Origin of the sequence: Bartonella propinqua (genome assembly GCF_047263965.1) — a bacterium.
In the GTDB taxonomy this organism is placed as follows: domain Bacteria; phylum Pseudomonadota; class Alphaproteobacteria; order Rhizobiales; family Rhizobiaceae; genus Bartonella.
In genome coordinates this window covers 109,466-127,092 of sequence record NZ_JBLEBK010000002.1, presented here as the reverse complement: position 1 = coordinate 127,092, position 17,627 = coordinate 109,466, and the positions used below count along the sequence as shown (strand labels likewise).

At 36.8% G+C, this 17,627-nt stretch carries 13 protein-coding genes and 1 tRNA gene; 6 read left to right on the top strand and 8 right to left on the bottom strand.

What is annotated here, in order from left to right; translation table 11 throughout:
* Window positions 1–58: 58 nt before the first annotated feature.
* On the top strand, window positions 59–904 hold the full coding sequence (locus tag ACMFKV_RS02265) for a TIGR01459 family HAD-type hydrolase (protein ID WP_336288121.1): 846 nt from the start codon (window positions 59–61) through the stop codon (window positions 902–904).
* The gene (locus tag ACMFKV_RS02260; protein ID WP_413154408.1) at window positions 904–1,905 is read left to right on the top strand and encodes a bifunctional riboflavin kinase/FAD synthetase; all 1,002 of its coding nucleotides are present in this window, start codon (window positions 904–906) and stop codon (window positions 1,903–1,905) included. The genes ACMFKV_RS02265 and ACMFKV_RS02260 overlap by 1 nt, the downstream gene beginning before the upstream one ends.
* 331 nt (window positions 1,906–2,236) lie before the next feature.
* On the opposite strand, the gene ACMFKV_RS02255 is transcribed toward ACMFKV_RS02260, so the two are convergent.
* Window positions 2,237–2,566: a protein tyrosine phosphatase family protein gene (locus ACMFKV_RS02255; RefSeq protein WP_336288119.1), complete on the bottom strand. Its 330-nt coding sequence runs from the start codon at window positions 2,564–2,566 to the stop codon at window positions 2,237–2,239.
* Between the two features lie 698 nt (window positions 2,567–3,264).
* On the opposite strand from ACMFKV_RS02255, the gene parA reads away from it, so the two are divergent.
* The 4 genes from parA to ACMFKV_RS02235 all read left to right on the top strand — a co-directional run bounded on the left by parA (window position 3,265) and on the right by ACMFKV_RS02235 (window position 6,819).
* On the top strand, window positions 3,265–3,891 hold the full coding sequence (parA, locus tag ACMFKV_RS02250; protein WP_336288118.1) for a ParA family partition ATPase: 627 nt from the start codon (window positions 3,265–3,267) through the stop codon (window positions 3,889–3,891).
* Window positions 3,891–4,121, top strand: a complete 231-nt coding sequence (locus ACMFKV_RS02245; protein WP_332060733.1) for a hypothetical protein — start codon at window positions 3,891–3,893, stop codon at window positions 4,119–4,121. The genes parA and ACMFKV_RS02245 overlap by 1 nt, the downstream gene beginning before the upstream one ends.
* A 1,893-nt stretch (window positions 4,122–6,014) precedes the next feature.
* Window positions 6,015–6,158, top strand: coding sequence for a hypothetical protein (locus ACMFKV_RS02240; RefSeq protein ID WP_336288117.1), 144 nt, complete (start codon window positions 6,015–6,017; stop codon window positions 6,156–6,158).
* A gap of 244 nt (window positions 6,159–6,402) precedes the next feature.
* Window positions 6,403–6,819, top strand: coding sequence for a flagellar protein FlgN (locus ACMFKV_RS02235; RefSeq protein ID WP_413154407.1), 417 nt, complete (start codon window positions 6,403–6,405; stop codon window positions 6,817–6,819).
* Window positions 6,820–7,640: 821 nt separating this feature from the next.
* Here the strand turns inward: ACMFKV_RS02235 and ACMFKV_RS02230 are convergent.
* From ACMFKV_RS02230 to ACMFKV_RS02200, 7 genes are all read right to left on the bottom strand, one after another.
* Window positions 7,641–10,415, bottom strand: a complete 2,775-nt coding sequence (locus ACMFKV_RS02230; protein ID WP_413154406.1) for an autotransporter outer membrane beta-barrel domain-containing protein — start codon at window positions 10,413–10,415, stop codon at window positions 7,641–7,643.
* Between the two features lie 443 nt (window positions 10,416–10,858).
* Window positions 10,859–11,134, bottom strand: coding sequence for an autotransporter outer membrane beta-barrel domain-containing protein (locus tag ACMFKV_RS02225; protein ID WP_413154405.1), 276 nt, complete (start codon window positions 11,132–11,134; stop codon window positions 10,859–10,861).
* 181 nt (window positions 11,135–11,315) lie between these two features.
* The gene (locus ACMFKV_RS02220) at window positions 11,316–13,631 is read right to left on the bottom strand and encodes an autotransporter outer membrane beta-barrel domain-containing protein (protein WP_413154404.1); all 2,316 of its coding nucleotides are present in this window, start codon (window positions 13,629–13,631) and stop codon (window positions 11,316–11,318) included.
* Between the two features lie 1,176 nt (window positions 13,632–14,807).
* A tRNA-Gln gene (locus ACMFKV_RS02215) sits at window positions 14,808–14,881 on the bottom strand.
* Between the two features lie 87 nt (window positions 14,882–14,968).
* Complete coding sequence (locus ACMFKV_RS02210) at window positions 14,969–15,727, bottom strand: iron ABC transporter ATP-binding protein (protein ID WP_336288112.1); 759 nt, start codon at window positions 15,725–15,727, stop codon at window positions 14,969–14,971.
* On the bottom strand, window positions 15,724–16,674 hold the full coding sequence (locus ACMFKV_RS02205; RefSeq protein ID WP_336288111.1) for an iron chelate uptake ABC transporter family permease subunit: 951 nt from the start codon (window positions 16,672–16,674) through the stop codon (window positions 15,724–15,726). The genes ACMFKV_RS02210 and ACMFKV_RS02205 overlap by 4 nt, the downstream gene beginning before the upstream one ends.
* The gene (locus ACMFKV_RS02200) at window positions 16,667–17,623 is read right to left on the bottom strand and encodes an ABC transporter permease (protein WP_336288110.1); all 957 of its coding nucleotides are present in this window, start codon (window positions 17,621–17,623) and stop codon (window positions 16,667–16,669) included. The genes ACMFKV_RS02205 and ACMFKV_RS02200 overlap by 8 nt, the downstream gene beginning before the upstream one ends.
* Window positions 17,624–17,627 lie beyond the last annotated feature (4 nt).

The window sequence follows — 17,627 nt, the reverse complement described above, 5'->3', positions numbered from 1 at the left end:
TTTTAAAATAAAAAATAAAAAGAGTGTAATAAATGGCAAATATATAAATAGGTGCAATATGAACGAACTTACCCACGTTGATAATTTTATAGCAAATTATGATGCTGTTTTTTGTGATGTGTGGGGTGTTGTGCATAATGGTGTGCACATATTTGAACCAGCATTAAAAGTATTACAAAAAATTCGACAGGTGGGAAAAAATGTCATTTTTTTGACCAATTCACCTCAGCCGCGCGGCGATGTGATTGCTCAATTAGAAAGTATGAATATTCATAGTGATTATTATGATGCAATCATTACTTCAGGTGATGTGACACGTGATCTCATTCGTGCTGCGCCGTCTAAAGTTTTTTTCATTGGTCAGCCACGTGATTTAACTTTGTTTGAAGGATTAGATTGTGAGTTGGTGGAAGAACAGGAAGCATCTGTGGTGGTTTGTAGTGGCTTTCTTGAAAATCTTCGTGAAACACCACAAGCCTATGAGGACATGTTTCATCGCATGCGGGCACGAAATTTGCCGTTTATTTGTGCCAACCCTGATGTCGTTGTACATTACGGAAATCAAGAATTTTTGTGCGCTGGTACCTTAGCACGCCTTTACCAACAATTGGGAGGTGAGGTGCGCATTGCAGGGAAACCTCATGCACCTATTTATGAATGTGCTTATCAAAAACTTCAAGAAATCCGTGGGTCAGTGAAAAAAAGTCAAATTTTGGCTATTGGCGATGGTTTTTTAACAGATGTTAAAGGTGCAGTCCACTTTGGTCTCGATGTGCTTTATATCATGAGTGGTGTTAATCGTCATGATTATACAAAAGATGGTGTGGTGGATAAAGAAGCTTTGCATTCATTTTGTGAACATCATGGCTATAAGCCACAAGCGGTAATGTGGGCACTGCAGTAATGTCTCGTTTTTTGCGTTTTCAGGAAACCAATATACTTCCTCTGGCTTGGCAGGAGGCGGTGCTGGCAGTTGGAAATTTTGATGGTGTTCATCGCGGTCATCAGGCGGTGCTCAAAAAAGCGCTTGATTTGGCGCGTCTAAAAAATAAACCAGCTCTTGTTTTAACATTTGAACCGCATCCAAGAAGTTTTTTTCAACACTCTGCTCCTGTTGATCGCTTAACAGAGGCTGCAGAAAAGGCTGAAATCTTTGAAGCGCTTGGTTTTGATGGTGTGATTGAACAGCCTTTTGATGCACATTTTTCTGCTCTTTCAGCAGATAAATTTGTCGATGTGATTTTAAAACAAGTATTTGATGTTTCTGTTGTGGTTGTAGGCGAAAATTTTCAATTTGGGCATCAAAAAAGTGGAAATTCACATTTTCTTTTTCAAAGGGGAAAAGAATGTGGATTTGAGGTTGTTCAAGTCCCTTGTTTATCCAGTTCACAAAATCCACAACAGCAGATGATTTCCTCTAGCTTTATTCGTCAGCTACTCTCAAAAGGTCAGGTCAGAGAAGCAGCACATTTGTTAGGATATTATTATCGGGTGCGTTCAAACATTATACAAGGTGAAAAACTTGGGCGCCGTTTAGGTTTTCCGACTGCTAATCAGATATTATCTCCTCAAACCAGTTTGGCACATGGTGTTTATGCGGTGCGATTACGGCGTGCCAACGGTGTTTTACATGATGGGGTTGCAAGTTTTGGATGTCGCCCAACGATTGTAGAGGGGGGGGCGCCTCTTCTGGAAACCTATTTATTTGATTTTAACGAGGATCTTTATGGTGAAAGCTGTACTGTTTCTTTCTTACAGTTTTTACGAGGGCAAGAAAAATTTAATGGGCTTGAGCCTTTGATTGCACAAATGCAATGTGATGAAAAAGCAGCAAGAGAAATTTTGATAGCAGCACAACCATTGTCGCAGCTGGATGCACTGCTTACTTTTAAAAATACGCCTTAATATGATCTGAAAAAGATATCAGAGTAGCAAAAATAGCGCTAAGACTGACCATGATTATGAAAATATATTCCAAAATATCGTGGAGTACATGAAGTTTTCGTTGATGGGTAGGGGAATCGAATGTTTGAAAGTCTGATTTCATCATTCTCTTTACCTCTGCTTTTTTCATTACTCTATGAGACCTATGGCTTTTGTTGCAGTTGAGAAGTTTATCGCTTGTTTCTTTCTGATCCATTAAAATAAAGGATGAAAGACACACTCAATGATGAAAAATATACTCAAAAGCTTTCCGTTTGTGCTTTTGTCAGTTTTGATCTGTGAGGAGAGGTGGTTAAAGACACGCTAAACGATAAAGATGTATCGAACGTGTTCCGTAATGGCAATAGGCAAGGAGGGGGATGGGTGCTGTTTTTAAAATTTTTTGCATGGTTTCAACATCCGATTTTTCTATAGCAGAAGGCGTAATAGGAATGTAATGGGCTTCTATACCATATTTGTTTGCTGTCGCTTTAATGCTGGAAAAATCAGGTTGATGGGGATCTTCTTGATCGGGGCGGTTGCAAATAATTGTTTTAAAACCTGCTTTTGCTAATGCTTTGACATGTTCAACGCTGATTTGAGCACTGATAAAAATGTTAGGTTCAATTTGTTGCAAATTCATCTTTGTTTATCCCCAATATAAAGTATAATTTCTCCTCTTATGTTCTCTTAATTTATATATCAAGGGGATATTATAAAGGCGAAATTTTCTGGATAACATTTTAACAGAAATATTTCATCTGCTGAGAAGAGGATATGGTGAGAAAAAAGTGCAATTTGCTACGGCAATATTCATTGTTCTCATCTACAAGAATGTTTCTCATTTTTGTTATGGTGGCATCATTTGAGATGAGTGGAGCAATTTGAGCGGGGCAATGATTGTCAGGAGTGATGATGGTGCTTTGTGGAGAAGCTTTTACAAAAGGACTGATTTTGTTGGCAAAAGATGTGGAAACAAGGGGAGTTTCTCGATTTTAAAGAAATTTTTTAAAATTTGGAATTGTAGCTTGTTTAACAGGCTTTTCATTGCAGAAGGTGCTTTTCAAAGGCTGTGGAATTGTGCAGTTTAAATGTATACAAACCTCGTGATGACAGTTGTGTTTATGAGAAAATGGAATAGCTGTTTTCTCTTTTTGGTGGAAGGGATCAGTTTTTGCTAAAAGGAGGGCACGTTTTAAGTGCGCGAAGAGGTGATACAGTCCATGTTGCAGCTTTTATTGTGAAGAAGAGAAGAGTGATTGCTTTTATCTTGTAAAATGCTTGTATAGTTTTTTATTTTCTGTATAATCGTAAAAGCGGTAAAGCTGAAAGGCAGAAATCATGATAATTGGGCTGTTAAATCAAAAAGGTGGTGTAGGAAAAACAACATTGGGGGTGAATCTTGCTGCCAGTTTTGCGCGTAGGGGAGTCCGTGTATTGCTCATTGATGCAGATCCGCAAGGCAGTGCATTGGATTGGGCTGCTGCGCGTGAAGATGCTCCCTTGTTTCCTGTTGTTGGTTTGCCGCGCGCGACAGTTCACAAAGAGATTGCACAAATTGGTCATGGTTACGATCATATTTTTATCGATGGTCCTCCACGCGTAACCGACCTTGCGCGCAGTGCATTGATGGCTTCAGATTTAGTGCTTATTCCAGTGCAGCCTAGTCCCTATGATATCTGGGCAGCAGATGGAATCGTAAAGCTTGTTGATGAAGCGCGCGTCTATAAAGAAAATTTGAAATCTGTTTTTGTTATTAATCGTAAAATAGTAAATACAGCAATAGGACGTGATGTCAGTGAAGCTCTTGCAGTGTATCCAGTGCATGTCCTTTCTGCAAGTATTGCACAGCGCGTGATTTTTGCGGAAGCTGCAGCGCAAGGAAAGGCAGTCTATGAAATTGATCAGCAGGGACCTGCTGCTGCAGAAATTGAAGCTGTTGCAGCTGAAATAAAGGAATTAGTATGATGAATAAAAAAATTAAAATTGGTACAAAGCCAACCAATAAATCAATTCCTGTAACGGCTGATGCGTGGGTAGAAAGCCGTCAAAAAAACATGGATGAACGCATGAAGCGTCTTACGATTGATGTGCCAGAAAGTTTACATCGTTTGATTAAAACGAGTTGCGCAAGTCGTGGAACAAAAATAGCAGATGAAGTGCGTGAGCTACTTTTACAAAAGTACGGAAAAGTGTAAAAATGTAAAAAATGATATACGATAATAAGTTTTATTGATTTATTTGTCTTCTTAAGGAACAGACCAATATAAAATTATAGAAAAATATTGTTATTCACGAATATTGGGTCAATTTAGTTTTACTTTTTTAAAGAAGACTGTGTTGCTTTTACGAGAGGCATATTAAAGAAAGTTTAGTTTCTAAAAAATGAGGCAGAATATAATCTGTTAAAAGCGGAATTTTCCGTTGGTAAATATGAAATAAGCTTTGAAAACTGCACAAAAGAAAAACAAAAGATTTCACAAACGAAAAGGAAAGAAACGATTTTTATCGTTTAGGTTAAAGTGGTTCAATAGTTTATAAGCGCTGATTGCTGCGATAATAGCACAATATAATAAAATAGTCCTGACATCGCCTGATGTGTAGTTAATTTTTATTATGATGAAAATTATAAAATACAGACTCTTTTTGGGGGAAATGCCAATAAAAAAAGAGGAAAAAAGCTTATCATTATATTTGGTTGTGCCATATCTGGCTCGCTGATGAATTGCTTTCGGGGAAGTTGTGGTAAAGGCGAGGAAAAAACGTAAAATATAACAGGAAGAAGAAATAAAAATTTATCATATCCAATATTTGTTGCTACAGATTGGGGGCAGGGGTTTTAACAGGATATATTGTACCAATAAACTTGATGTGCAAGTCTCATAGCAAGAAGGTTTGTGTCTTTTTCTTTAGACAAAATGAATGAAATTTTCTGTAAAATTTCGAGGCAAAGAAATCTCTGACGGATTTATTTTTTGCACAAAGAGCACAAAAAATGAAACTCTCCCGAAAAAATCGATAATATTCAAAGCAAATAAAAATATGCGCTTTATTATTAAAAGCACACAAAAATTAAATGTGAGTACAGGAAGTACGCAGCGACATCAAAAATTGGTGCACAATATCCCTTTTCAGATTTGTGCAGATCACGCAACGGTCAATAAACAATCTAGCACATTTCTGCTATAAGAACCAAGACAATGGCAGCATTGACAGAGACAATCAGCACTGAGTAAAGCATGGCAGTTTTTATTATATCAGCCATAAGAACCTCTTTTCATTTTTTGTGGTAGAAATTTTATGGGTCACATAATGTTACAGACTGTAATATATGCTGATGTAATGCATTCGGCAAGCCTGAAATTGCTCTTTGATTATTGCGTGAAGAATTGTTGTATTCTTCTTTGATGTGTAAAAAATGCTTTTCATATAAGTTTTATGATTAATTTTACAGAATATAAGAATTCAGCTGCGGCTGTTTTTGTAAAGCAATGTTTCGTGCAGTTGTTTAAAAAATTACGCAGTATAGCCCAATCTCAAATGTTGAAAGGCAAGATCAATTTCTCAGCTGTGGTGGGGTGGTAGAGGCAAGGATGATTGCATTTGTTTCACTGAGGATATGATGAGCTTGCGTTAATGGAAAAAGTCGTTTGATAATATTATTCGAAGGTTATTTTGCAAACAAAATGAAAAAAATGTCAATGCAATAAAGTTTTGGCAGTTTATTATCTTAAAAAATTATGGGATTTTTTGCTTCTTTTAGGGACTCTTGAAAGTTTAAAAATATATACTATAAATTGTTTTAAGTATATGTTCAAAACCACTGGTTGTAAAAAATGTTTAAGAGCTGAAAAAAATTTATAAATACTAAACCGCTATTAAATAATTTTTGATGTTATTGTGTGGCTGATCGATTTAGAGAGTGTTCTTCTGTTGACAAATTGTGTTTTGTGCAAAATACTGTACCGTAACGGGAGGGTATCGCGCGTATAAAAGGGTCAATTTGCGCAATTTGTGTGTGTTGATCGTGTGGAGTGCGAGATGGCGTGCAGTACCAGAGTCATATGAAGCTAAAGGCTATGGAGGGCAAGATGCTGAAATCCTTACAAATTTTAAATCCTTATATGCTGCAAATCTCTGTTGAGAGTATGTTCGTAGCAAATGCGTTGTCGCGTTTGTTGAAAAAAAGCAAAAAAAAATGGGGATTTATGATTGTTCATCACCTATTGGTTTAAGGATTTGCAGTGTTTTATGGAATTGGTGTCACGCCAATGTTTTGTTTGACCAAACAAGAAAAAATGTTTTCATATCATGAGTTAGAAGCAAAGAAAATTCGAGCTTTTAAGGGTCATAACGTTACAGTTTGTGTGGTTATCCACACAATGAACTCAATCTAGTGTATTCGCATCAAAGAGAAATTGCTTCGTTATTCTTATTTGAAACTAAGATTGAATAATACTGTGTTGAAGGGGAAATAAAATGATTTCATCAAAAGCAAAGGTTCCTGATAATGACTTTATTGGTCGTGATTGGGCAATGACAAAATTTGTAGCCGCTGTTAAGGGGTTGGTACAAGTAATTGAATATGAAAGCAATATGCTAGAGAGTCGTGGTATTCCAGATTATGAAGAAATAAATTTATGTAAAACACGTGGCTTACGCGATTTGAATAAATCTATGAGCGATATGAAACGCTATATGAATCAAGATATTGAGAATGAGATAGAAAGCTTGTTATCAGATTTGCAGGAAAAATTGCATCGCAATAGTGAATTGCTTCAAACGCATTTGGATGCAGTTAACGATCTCTCGCAAGCTATGCAAGTTGCTGGACGTGTAAAAGAATCAGATACAGCTTATAATCCAGCTTTGGTTAATGTAGGAAACTCTAAGTGATGAAAATAATTGTGATGAAGTATGGATTTATTGAATGCCTTTGAAGTGTTTTAATCTCTGGCGTCATAAGATTTAATAAGAGATGCAATTTTTTTTACTTTATCCCAACATGGCAGAAAATACGCCGTACAAGAAAGGTAGACTTTTTTCTAAGTAGAGTTGGAGCCTATTTATATTCCTTCTTCTTTATGGAAAAAGTTTCACCTGAGGGAAGGTTTTTTTGCTTTGTTGGGAACTTTTGTGCGATATTTTATACATAATGCCATTATGTTTTATAAATGGGATTGTGTTTTATGGAGGAATATCTTTGATATTTGCGCATTAAAGATTCAGTTTGCAAATGTGCAGAAAATGGGAATAAAATCCGATATAATCAGTGTATGACAATGTATAATGTGGTCGGATATCGAGTCATAAACAGGATTTTTCTCATATTTATCAAAGTCTGTGATGCAAAACTATTGTTTTGATTTGAATAGAGTTTTGAATAAATTATGCACTCTTTCGGTTTCATACTTTCTTTACAAGTTGGATAGAGATTTTTTTGGGGGGGGGATTCATTTTTGTAAGGGGGCTATTCGCCGTGCCCAAATATATCATGGAATTTTAGTATTTTGTATCAAAGTTCTTTTTGATCCTCTTGTAAACAAAATCATAAAATTCATTTTAAAATAACAGTACTCATATAAATTTGAGAGATTTGTTATTTTCGTTGAGAGTATCTTTATTCATGATACGCTTTTTTCTCAATGAAGAGATTTAGAAAATCAAAAAGCAGCACATTGTGCTGCTTTTCGGTAAAATAACAATGTAGCCATCTTTTAAAAACGATAACGCACTCCACCAGAAAAATTGGTTCCTGATACTCCTGCTTTTTGGAGCTTTTGCCGATAACTAATACCACCATGAAGCGCGATATTTGGAGAGAAATACGCATTAACACCAATGCCGCCTTCAATTGAAGAGCCAGTAGGATCAAGGTGAAAGGTGTCACCAATACGTATTGTTTTACCATCACCGAAAGCTTTAATAATATTCAACTTTCCGTAAACGGAAACAGCATTATCCTCTGCAACGCTGGTCATAGTTCGTGTTAAACGTCCACCAACACGTATCAACCATTGATGAGGATTGCCCATATCCACTTCAAAGCCATCAGCATCTGATATGGTATCGAACATGAGATTTTGATAAACAAACTGTGCTTCTGGTTCGAATATCAATCCTTCAACACCAGTGGCTAACTTTTGACCTATGGTAGAAGATATACTTAATATTTCAGTCCCATCCAGTTTTGCAGCCTTTCCAATAAGGGCTGTAGTAATATCTCCTTTTAAAGACCCATAGGAAAGAAGCGTATTTATATACACACCTTTTTTATGTTGAATGCCGCTGTATGCGGTGATCAACCATTTATCAAGCTTCGTTTGTTCAGAATCTTTCATATCCTTAGGAGTGAAAGAAAGTTTTCCATATGTACCCAAAAGGCCAAAATCTGTGGTAATATTTTTACCTTCTAGCGCAGCCAATATAATCCCACCTTGCAAAGCAGTATAGTTCACATCAGCACCATAGCCATATTGCAATGGGCTACGATTTGAAAATAAGGTGACTTTCTCGTTATAAGGGGACAGAAAAATTCCTTTATTATTATCATCTTTTTCTTTATCTTCTGCCCCAAATACGGTTGTGCGCATATTGTCTAGCAATGTGGTTTGATTATTAATATCAGCTAGCCCAGCAGAAAATAAAGCATTTGGCATCACTAAATAGTTGGCTACCTGTGGAAGAAGTGCCCTAACTTTTTTATCATCATCAATGTAGTCATTTTGTAATCGGAAATCCCAGAAATTACGATTATGCTTGCCAAATAAATTATGATCCGCGTGGGATGTTCCTGGTGCATAAGCTGTGAGCACGTACTTATAAGGCAAACCATTGATTGTCATATAACGGTCTGCTAACTGAAAAGAATCTTGATTGGCTTCTCCAGAAACTTGAATGAGTGAAATACCCTGTGCCTCAGGAGGGATAGAAGCCATTTGCTCTCCCCAAACAGAATCGCTGTTGGCGCCTTTCTTATCCTGACCAAGAAGATTGACGTGAACTATGGTCTTACCTAATACATCACCCTCAATGATGACGCGATCAGTTAGTTGTTCGCTTATTGGAGCATGATTGCTCCATTGAGAATTGAGATAAATTTCTGCACGCCCCGTTGCATCATAGACTGCCATAGCACTAGGAGCTTCACCTTCTTGCTGTGGGGAAGATCCTATATACAAGGCTTGATAACGACCATCTGTTGGCTTTGTAAATATAACGGAGCTCTCTTGAAGACTAAGCCTTGATAAATTAGAAAACGATCTTTCATCAACACTAAATTGTGCATAATCAGACAGATTATCATCATCATTCTCTTTATTTTTATTAGGTTTTAAGAACCACTTTGTACCATTTTTTAGAGTAAAAATCGTTTGATTGCCTCCAAATGTTCTTGTCCGCCCTTCTAAATGAGAATTATCTGCCGTTAATGTAAGGATGTGCGCAGGCTTTCCTTCAGATTGCTCATTTATTGATAAAACATCGGCATAGATTTGTGAATCCTTAAGGTCAACTGCACCATCTGCCAGTGTTGCATAAATACCAATACCATTTTCAACAACAAGTTTCGTATTGATTAGTCCCACTTTATTGGTCACAGTTTCTTTTGGAGGGGCACCTTCAGCATTTTGTGCATTTTGGTTTCTGAAATTATAAAAACGGTCTCGGAAAACCATACCACGAGCGTGGTGACTTCCTGTAACAGTTATAGTCGAATCTTTAAGATTGATAGTACCTTGTGCGTTTAGCAAACCAGTTACTGGAGATGATACAGTAATACCTGCACCATCAATATTTCCACCATCTATTGCACTTAGTGCAACAAAACCTGAGCTTACAGTTCCATTTATTATCTTTATTGCTGAATTTTCTCCCTGTGCATGTACAGCAAAAAAACGGTTGTAAACTTTAACATTATGATGAGTTACAGTTTCACCATTTACAGATTCAATCGCAGATTGTGCACTCTCAGCTTGTGGAGGATTCGTTTGATTTGGATCATCTTGCTTAATGGGTTTATCCTCTTTTTGGTCAGCTCCTTCAGGCTTTACAGGTTTTTCAGACATATTTTTTTTAGGTATGGAATCTGCGAGATCTGGACGTTTTCTAGGCTTAGCTCTTGAAGAATCCGTAGATGCAGGTGAAGAGTCCGTAGGTGCAGATTCCGTATCTAGAGGAGATGTCTCTCCTGTTTCTGGAGTTGAGGAAGTTTCAGATTCAACAAATATATAAAATGGAGGATGAGAACCTGTAATTTCAATTGCATGCTCTCTAGAAGATCCAGTCGTTGTACTTTCTGACACAGGTTGTATATTGCTTGGAGGTTTAGTCACAGATACACGCGATGCAGGCTTTTCCTCTTTTTCATCCGATGCTAAAGTTGCAGTTATAGATGATGGTGATGTCGTCGTTTCATTAAGGGCATAAGACAGGCTGGAATAGGAGAAACAAAGAACTCCAGAAACGGTGGATAATAAGAAGCTTTTTTTCATAAAATATATTCCTAAACACTTATCCCCCTCTCTTTAATAAAAGATCTAAAAAAGATTTAATACATTATGTATTTTTGTAAAGAGCAAAGCAAATTACATTTTAGTGCTTCATATAGCTGCCTTGCTTTTGTTTTAAAGAGATTGGTCAAGATTTTTTTTTAGAAACGATAGGTATTTTCACCAGAAAATTTGATCTAGATATGCTCGCTTTTTGAAGTTTATGATGATCGTTAACATCACCATGAAGTGCGGTATTCTGAGTGAATTTGCATAAATACCAAGTTTACACTCAATCGAGTAAGCGAAAAGTATCACCAATCTTGATTGTGTTTTTATCATTGAAATCTTTGGCTACCTTCAATTTTTCATAAAAGGAAACAGTACGTTCTTTTCATCAGAAATCATCGTTTGTGCTAAACGCCTGTCATTATGTATAAGACCCATTATGTATCTAACCATTGATGAGAGATACCCATATTCACTTCAAAGTTATCAATGTCGTCAATAACATCAAATATTAAGTGCTGATAAATAAGTTGTGCTTGTGGTTCAAAGATCAACTCTTCAGTATTTGTTAGCAATTTTTTACCAATGGTGGCAGATACGCCGAATATTTTCGTATTCTCCACCTTTGCGGTATTTTCGATGAGATTTGCTGAGATATTTTCTGCCAAGGTGCTATAAGCAAAGAGCGTATTTATATATACATCCATTATCATATTGGATTTTGCTCTATGCAGTGAGCAACCATTTATCAAGCGTACTTTTTTTAGAGCCTTTCATATCCTCTGGGAGAAAAGCGTATTTTAAAGCTTTTAAGATATTGTACATTTCAAAAAAAGCAAAGCAGCCCATATGGACTGCTTTGTTTTCATTTTAAAGATATTGATTAAGATTTTTTTAGAAACGGTAACGTATTCCGCCAGAAAAATTGATCCCAGATGCACCAGCTTTTTGAAGCTTATGACGATAGCTGACATCACCATGAAGTGCGATATTATGAGTAAATTGTGCACGAATACCAAGCCCACCTTCAATTGAAGAGCCCATAGAATCTAAGCGGAGAGTATCAGCAACCTTGATTGTGTTTTTATCACTAAAAGCTTTGAGCACGTTCAATTTTCCATAGAAAGAAACAGTACGGTTCTTTTCATCAGAAATCATCGTTTGTGTTAAACGTCCACCAAAACGTACTACCCATTGATGAGGGGTACCCATATCCACTTCAAAGTTATCAATATCATCAATAATATTAAACATTAAACGCTGATAAATAAGTTGCGCTTGTGGCTCAAAGACCAATCCTTCAGTTCCGGTTGCCAATTTTTTACCAATGGTGGCAGATGCACCGAACATTTTTGTATTTTCTACCTTTGCGGTATTTCCTATAAGATCTGTGGTGATATTTCCTTGCAAGGTGCCATAAGAAAGGAGCGCATTTATATACACGTCATTATCATATTGGATTTTGCTGTATGCAGTGAGCGACCATTTATCAAGCGTACTTTTCCCAGAACCTTCCATATCTTTTGGGGTAAAAGCAAGTTTGCTGTATGTTCCCAAAAGACCAAAATTTGTAAAGATATTTTGACCTTCCATTGCAGCCAATACAATACCTGCTTGTAATGCCGCATAGCAAACATCAGCACCGTAGCCATATTGTAATGGCGTGCGGTTGGATGATAATGTGACTTTATTGCCATAGGAGGAAAATAAAACTCCTCTCTTTTTATTATTTCTTGCTTCAGATGCGGTTGTTTGCATATCATCTAATAACGCGTTTTGATTACTTACATCAGTAAATCCCGCAGAAAATATAGCATTAGGCATCACTAAATAGCTTGCTACTTGTGGCACAAAAGCCTTAATTTTTGCATCAGGATCAAGAGTGACACTTTGTAAACGGAAGTCCCAAAAATCCTCATTTTCTCCCAAGAGACTTTGCTCAATATCCGCTTTTCCATGGCTTGATGTTGGTCCAAAGGCATTGAGCGTATATTTATAAGGTGAACCCTTCATTGTGGCGTAACCATTTACCAACTTGAAGCTGGTTTCATTTGCTTCCCCAGACACTTGAATGAGCGAAAGACCACGCGTATTTACAGGAATAACGCCTTCTGCTTGTTTATCTTCACCATTTAAAAAACTTTTCAAATGAATTGTTGTATTGCCTGATACATTACCGTGAATGAGAAGCCGATCAGCTTTTTGCTCTTCTTTTGCTGCACCATCGCTCCATTTAAGATTGAAATAAACATTTGCATTGCCAGTTGCATTATAAACATTTTGCGTATCAGGTTCTTGATGCTCATCTGCTAACCCTGGTATTTGTAATGCTGGAAGTATAAGCGCATCAGCTTTTTGCTCTTGCTTCCCTATATACAGGGTTTGATATTGACCTTCTGTCGGTTCGTTAAACATGATAGTACTATCGTTGAGATTAAGTACTGAAATGTTGGAGTGGGCTCTTTCATCAATGCTGCGCAGCGCATAGCTGAACATGTTGAGATCATTATCTACCTCGCCTTCACTAATTTTTAAAAACCAGTGACTGTCATTGTTCAAAGTCAAAATTGTTTTCTTATCTGATGATGTTTTTGCTTTTCCTTTTAAAACTGAATGGTCGGCAGTTAATACAAGAGTTGAGGAAATAGGCAAAAAGGATGAGCTTACATTTTTCAATAACATATCAGCATCAATTTCTGAATTTTTCAGATGGACACTACCACCTGCTGCTTCTCCTAAAATACCGATACCATCCACAATAGAAATTTTTGTATTGGTAAGTGTTGCCTCACTTTTCTTATCTCCTGTTCCTTTTACAAGAGAGATACCATAGCCTTTATGATCGCCTTTAACTGTTACGACAGAATCTTCAAGGTTAATTGTAGAGCTTCCGATTTGTAAACCCACTTGCAATGCTGTTATATCCATTTTTTTAGCATCAATGAGCGCGCCGTTTGATGCGCTAAATGCAGCAAATCCTGAAAAGACCTTCCCTTTTTCAATTGTGAGTACTGATTGTTGACCATCTACAATTACTGCAAAAAAACCATCGCGAATACTAACATTATTGAGAGTTTGATGCGTTTCTCCTTTCGCATTAACATTAACTTGCGCGTGCTCAACAAGGGGAGTATTTGCATAAGCCAAACTAAAATGAGAGAAAATCAAAGTTCCAGCAACTGTACATAATAAAAAACTTTTCTTATACATAAGATATACCCTTAATGTTGATATGTTCTCCATGCTCATTCCATCTCGTTGATGGCGCAAGTAACCGAAACGGCTTTTAATCTATAGTGTGTTTTTTGTAAAGATCAAAACAAGGCATTTTGTAGAATTTGATACTTCAAATATATACTTCAGAGAGTTTTTAGAAACAGCAATGCAATACACTGAGAAGTTAATGCTAAAGACACTGATTTTGGGGAGTTATCGTCGATAAATGGTAGAATATGTGGGCAATATTGGCACTACGTAAAAAACAGCAATTAAATTTCACATATTTTTTAAATTATTTTTTATCATTTTATCTTATTTGATAGCATTCTCATTTGACAAATTATTAAATCTCATATAGACACAAATTCGAACATGAATTTGTACATTATGTATCTTTTATGTAAAGCGTGAAGTTGCGGATTTTGTCATTTTTTACCTCTTGTTATATCCTTTTATGAGAAGGACGCAACTTTACGCACATAAAGGATATTTTGTATTTCAATTTATAAAATAATGATACACATGTTACAGGTAGTAATGGGGGAGATGTGTGCCAAGTAAATCTATAAGGCACCATTGAAATAGGGGAGGGCATTTGCTTCACTCATTGTGAAGTGCAGTATTTTGAGATAACTGCGCATTTATTTCTCTGAGAAATTTCATAAAATCAAGATGGAAGGCATTTTAAAGAGCTGCTGGAGTGGATTATTGTGGTTCTTGATACATTATCATCAATAAGAAGTTGGTCAATTTTTTGTTTTTTGCGTTTTTTTGAGAAAATGCGTAATGACATGTGCGGCTAATGCAAAACTCACGGTTTGACACATGAGAGCGTTTTTGCATTAAAAATGATATAGCATTGCTTTCATTTCAGGAAATGGATGGGAAGTGGTTGGCAGTGAAGGGGGCAAAACTCCCAGAGAAATTGGAGAGTGACCATACAGTAAAAGAATAGAAAAAGAGTAGAGCCAAAAACGTTCAAATTTTCACTATAATCACTAATAGGTAATAGCGCAAAGGGTTTTGTTAGTGAATATTCTACAATAACAATAGATAAGGGGAGGAGTTGCAAGTCGTGTAGAAATTTACTCGAGTCAGAAACCAAAAGTTGCTTTAAAAAACACGAATATTGATGGGTCAGTAAATAATAGCGTATTGATTGAAGATTGGCTGGGGAACCTGGATTCGAACCAAGATTGACGGAGTCAGAGTCCGCTGTTCTACCATTAAACTATTCCCCAGCAAGTAGACGTTGCCATTTTTAGCAGATTTTATAGTGCACGCAAGCGCAAAAAAGAGTTTTTGTTATGATGAGAATTAAGAAAAATTCATTGATAATAAAGGGCAATTGGTACGCCTTGGATTGTTTGTATCTGAATATCTATATCATAAATATCTTTAAGAATTTCTGGCTGCATAATTTCTTTTGGTGTTCCACAATAAGCTGCTTTACCATTTTTGAGTGCAACGATCATATTTGAATAAGATGATGCGAAATTAATATCATGCATGACAATGAGAATGGTCTTTTTAAGTTCATCGGCTGTGCGGCGTAATTGCTTCATCATGGAAACGGAGTGTTTCATGTCAAGATTGTTCAATGGTTCGTCCAACAGAAGATAATCGGGATCTTGGCAGATAACCATTGCGATAAAAGCGCGCTGTCTTTGTCCTCCAGATAGTTCATCCAAAAAGCGGTCTTTTAAGTCTTGTAAGCCGAAATATCGAAGTGCACTATCAATAAATTGTTTATCTTCGTTGTTATAGCGACCTTTGGAATAAGGATAGCGACCGAAACTTACTAAATCATGCACAGTGAGACGAACGGATAAAGGGTTATCTTGACGCAAAAGTGAAAGCTTTTGAGCCAAAATATCGTGAGGCATTTTGTAAATGTCAAAGCCGTCGATACTAATTGTACCATGATGACTTGGTAGAAGACGTCTTATCATCATTAAAAGGGTTGATTTTCCAGAACCATTGGAACCAATGAGAGAAATGATCCCCCCTTTGGGGAGATGAAGGCATAAATTATCGATAATCAATCTCGCTCCATAGGCTTTGGAAAGGTGGCTAATTTCAATCATTTTAGTTTTCCCTTCATCAGTAAAGTTAAGAAGAAGATCCCACCACAAAATTCAATAATGAAACTTAAGCGTCCTGCCATATTGAAAATTTGTTCTAAAATAAATTGTCCACCAACTAAACAAATGATAGCCAGTAATATTGCAATCGGCACGACAACACTGTGTTTTGCTTGAGGAGAAAGTTCATAGGCTAGATTAGCAACTAACAGTCCAAAAAAGGTGACAGGTCCTACAAGTGTTGTGGAAATGGATACAAGAATAGAGACAAAAATAAGAATAATTGTAGCACTTTTATGATAATCTACTCCAAGGTTGAGCGCCGTCTCGCGTCCAAGAGCGAGAATATCAAGAAGGCGATGCAAGCGCCAACTAACCAAACTTACGATGAAAACAATGATTGTGGCAAGGCTTATTAATGATGTATTAAATTTATTAAAATTTGCAAACATGATGTCTGTTAAATTCATCATTTGATCTGGATTTAACTGTAATTGCATAAACATGCGTAAGCTAAAGAAAAAGCCGCCAAAAATAACACCAATCAAGAGTGTTAAGTGGAGTCCTTTTAGATTGCCTGAAAACAGCCAGCGAAAAAGGCTTATTGCAAAGATAATGAGAATGAAAGCTTCAAGAATTAACTGTCCTTCTTCATTTAAAAAGGGTAAAGCAAGAGAGCCGAGAAAATAAAGCGTGACAGTTTTGATTAAAATATAAAGCTGATCAAATCCCATAATAGAAGGAGTAAGAAGGCGATTGTTAACGATTGTTTGAAATAAAACAGTCGAAACTGCAATGGTATATGCAATGAGAAGCAGTGAAACAAGTTTCGTTAGACGGAATGTCCATGTATAAATATTGATATTCCATGTCATATAAAGACTGATGACTGTGCACGCCATTATGATAAGAGTTGTCAGTACAAGTATTGTTGCTTTCTTTTTACCCAAGATGCTTTCTCCAGCGTAAAAGAAGCATAATGAAAATAAAGCTTCCGATAATTCCCATCATGGTGCTGATAGGAATTTCAAGAGAATGATGGATTATTCGTCCCAAAAGATCACAGATCAAGACCAGCCCTGCACCACTGATTGCTACCCAAGGAGCTGTATGACGCATATTATCACCCATGAAACTTGAAACAAGGTTTGGAATAATCAGCCCAACGAAGGGAATTCGACCGACTGTACAAATTACAGCGGCGGTGATTGATGCGACAATAAAAAGACCAAAAAACATGACTGTACGATAATTTAGTCCGAGATTGTTGGTTAAATCTTCTCCAAGACCTGCAACTGTGAAGCGATCAGCAGTGAAATAGGCAAGAATACATAGGGGAAGAGACAGCCATAAAAGCTCATAATTTCCATCAAGAATCATTGCAAAACTGCCAAATAAATAGGCTTGAAGAGAAGGGAGAAGCATTTCATAGTCAGCAATAGCGTTGGTTAGAGAACCAAGAACATAGCCCAGCATAATCCCAGTGAGTGGTACAATGAGGACAGATTTTAGCGGAATTTGGCGCAATAAAAGCATAAAAAACAATGCACCAACCATGGCAAAAATTGTTGCGACAACCATTTTCCCTAAAACAGGGATATCAGGGAGGAAAATCATGACAAAAAGAATGCCAAGAGATGCGGATTCAACGGTTCCAGCAGTTGAGGGTTCAACAAAGCGATTGCGTGTAAGCAATTGCATAATCATGCCTGAGAGTGCAAGTGCTGCACCTACCAAAAGTACAGCAACGGTACGGGGAAGGCGTGTTTGCCAGAAAATAAGCCATGCGTGGGGATCACCTGATAAAAGATGAGAAGGTGTGACGTCAGAATAACCAACAAAAATACTCAAAATTGACAGCGAAATAAGAACTGTTATGGCTATCCAGTAATTTTTCACGTTG